This window comes from Xanthomonas sp. SHU 166 (assembly GCF_000364685.1).
In the GTDB taxonomy this organism is placed as follows: Bacteria; Pseudomonadota; Gammaproteobacteria; order Xanthomonadales; family Xanthomonadaceae; genus Xanthomonas_A; species Xanthomonas_A sontii.
This window is the reverse complement of the sequence record NZ_AQOJ01000503.1, coordinates 1-2,533: the sequence shown is the minus strand read 5'-3', so window position 1 is coordinate 2,533 and position 2,533 is coordinate 1. Positions and strand designations below refer to the sequence as shown.

Annotated in this window: 1 protein-coding gene and 1 pseudogene; both read right to left on the bottom strand. The window is 72.5% G+C overall.

Going from position 1 to position 2,533, the window contains the following annotated elements; translation table 11 throughout:
* Positions 1–365 (bottom strand): annotated as a pseudogene (locus tag D180_RS12965) (NAD(P)(+) transhydrogenase (Re/Si-specific) subunit alpha); the annotation flags it as partial.
* A 543-nt stretch (positions 366–908) separates the two neighbouring features.
* The coding region (locus D180_RS12960) for a DUF1631 family protein (RefSeq protein WP_017913121.1) at positions 909–2,533 on the bottom strand (1,625 nt) is incomplete at its 5' end.

Sequence of the window (2,533 nt, the reverse complement as noted above, 5' to 3'; positions counted from 1 at the left end):
CGCGCCAGCCGTTCCAGCGGAAAGGCGACCAGTTGCCGCGCCTGCAGCGCCGCCGCGCGCGCCGGATCGGCCTGCGGCTGCAGGATGCCGACCACGCCGGCGCCCTCCTTGAGCTGCTGCAGCGCCACCGCCGGCAGCGGCTGCACGCACAGCACCAGATCCGCCTGCGCCGGGCTGTTGGCATCGGCCAGGCTGGCGCCGGCGGCCAGGTAGGCCGCATCGACGAAGCCGGCCGACACGCCGGCCTGCGGCTCGACCCGCACCTGCGCGCCCAGGGCGACCAGTTTCTTGACCGTCTCCGGCGTCGCCGCCACGCGGCGTTCGCCCTGCGCCGATTCCTTCACCACCAGCACCTGCACTGCCATGCGATTCCCCGTGCCTTGCCTGTCGTCCGCGCCGATCCTACAGCGTCCGCACGCCAGGTGGAGGCGTCGCGCACGCCAAGTGGGCATCGGCGACCGGGCGCGTTGGCGCCCCCGACCCGAGGGCGCCCGGCGCACGCCGCCTCGGCGAAGGCGTGTTCTCCGCCGGGGCGGCCAGGGGCATGGCCAGGTCGGGAAGGACGCGGCGTGCGAGGAACCCCTGCATCGCCGGCAAGCGATCGCCAACGCGGGTCAGGCGCAGGCGCGGCGTCAGCCGCGACCGGCAGCGCGAGGAAACCCGGTCTCGGCGGAGGAGACCGCCTGATCCAGCCAAGGCCGACAGACAGGAAACGGCGGCAGCCGCGAATGGGGCTCCGAGTAAAGCCCCTCGCGGCTGAAGCCGCCCCTACGGTCGCGACGGCATAGCGACCAACGGCCGCCGGAACGCGTCGCTGGCGATGCGCTGACGCCGCCGATACCTACAGCCGAGCAGCACGCGACACGTGCAACGCCACGGCGGCGATCGCCCGCGCCGCCGCGGTGCTCTCAGTGCAAGGTCGCGCTATGCGGATCGAGACGGTCGATGACGCCCTGCATGGCGCTGTCGAAGGCGCCGTCGTCGACGTGCGCGCGCAGCCGGCCCAGCCGCACCATCACCGCCAGTTCTTCCGGCGAGGCCACGCAGAAGCGCACGCCGCGCCGGTTGACGAACAGCAGGCGCGACGAGATCGGGCTCACCCACGACAGCTTGCCGGCCTGCATCTTGCCGTCGCGGTCGACGAAATCCAGCCAGGTGCCGATCTGCATCGTGCGGAAGCGGTCGGCATCGGCGTTGTCGAAATCGTCCATGGTCTGCGGCGGCGCCACGTCCACCGGTTGCGCCTCCTGCACCGGCGGCTGAGGCAGCGCCACCTGCGGCAGCTCCGGCAGCGGCCGCTCCAGTTCCGGGCGCAGCTCGGCCACCGCCTGCAGCGTGTCGTGCAGCGCGTCGATCGCGGCCGTGGCCGCCTCGGCATGCAGGCCGACGCTGGCGAAGACCCGCTGCAGCGCGCCCTGCCAGGCCTGCAGCCAGGGCTTGCCGACGATGTGCCGCTGCGCCTCGGCGGCTTCCTCGAGCAGGCCGTCGGCCAGCGCCAGCGCATCGCGCACGCCGGGGCCGCCCTCGCCTTCGCGCAGCATCGCCATGGTCAGGTGGTGCTGCCACGGTTGCCGCAGGAACTCCTGCAGCGCCTGCGGCAACTGCCGGCCCTGCAGGCGCACCTGCAGTTCGGCCTCGGCGCGCTGCCGCGCCAGTTCCAGCTTCTCCTGGCCGCGCTGGGTCTCGGCGGCGCGGCGCTCGGCGATCTCGATGCGGCGGCGGTGCTGCACCAGGAAATCGCGGAATTCCTCCTCCAGGGTCAGGAAGATCGCCAGGTTCTCGTTGAACTCGGCCACCAGCCGGTCGATGATCTCCTCGACCTTGCCCATCAGCACGCGCTCGGCCTGGCTCTCGCCGGTGTTGCCCTCGCACGCCTCGGCCAGCGAATTGAGCAGGCGTCGCGCCGGATGGGTCTTCTGCACGAACATGCGCCGGTCCAGCAATGCGACCTTGACGAACGGCACCACCAGCCGGCCGATCAGTTCGCGCGAGCGGCCCTCTAGGTCGCGCTCGTCGAGCATCACGTCGAACAGCATGCCGACCAGGTCGATCGCGTCCTCGTCGACCGGATCCAGCCGCGCATGCGCCGGATCCACGCCGAACTGTGTGGCGTTGGACAGCACCTCGCTCTTGAGCCGCTGCGCCAGCGATTCGCTGTCGTCGCCGATCGCCGCGCGCAGGGTGGCGCTGGGCGTGGCCTGCAGCAGCGACAGCACCGACATCATCTCGCGCTGGCTCAGCGGGCGTTGCTGGCCGACCGCCGCGGTCGCCGCGGAGGTGGCGCTCTCGCGCGCGTTGCGGGTCTGCTGCAACAGTTCGTGCAGCGCCTCCAGCAACACGCCCTGGCTACCGCCGGGCAAACGCGCCTCGCCGTCGTCGTATCGCTCGCCGGCCTGCAGGCTGCCGCGGCGCTCGGCCCAGCGGTTGACGAAGCGGTTGGCCCAGGCCGGCGCGTAGTGCTCTTCGTCCTCGCCCAGCTCGGCACCGACGCCATCCCCGGCAGCGCCTGCCTCGCGCGGCGGGCGCTGCTCCG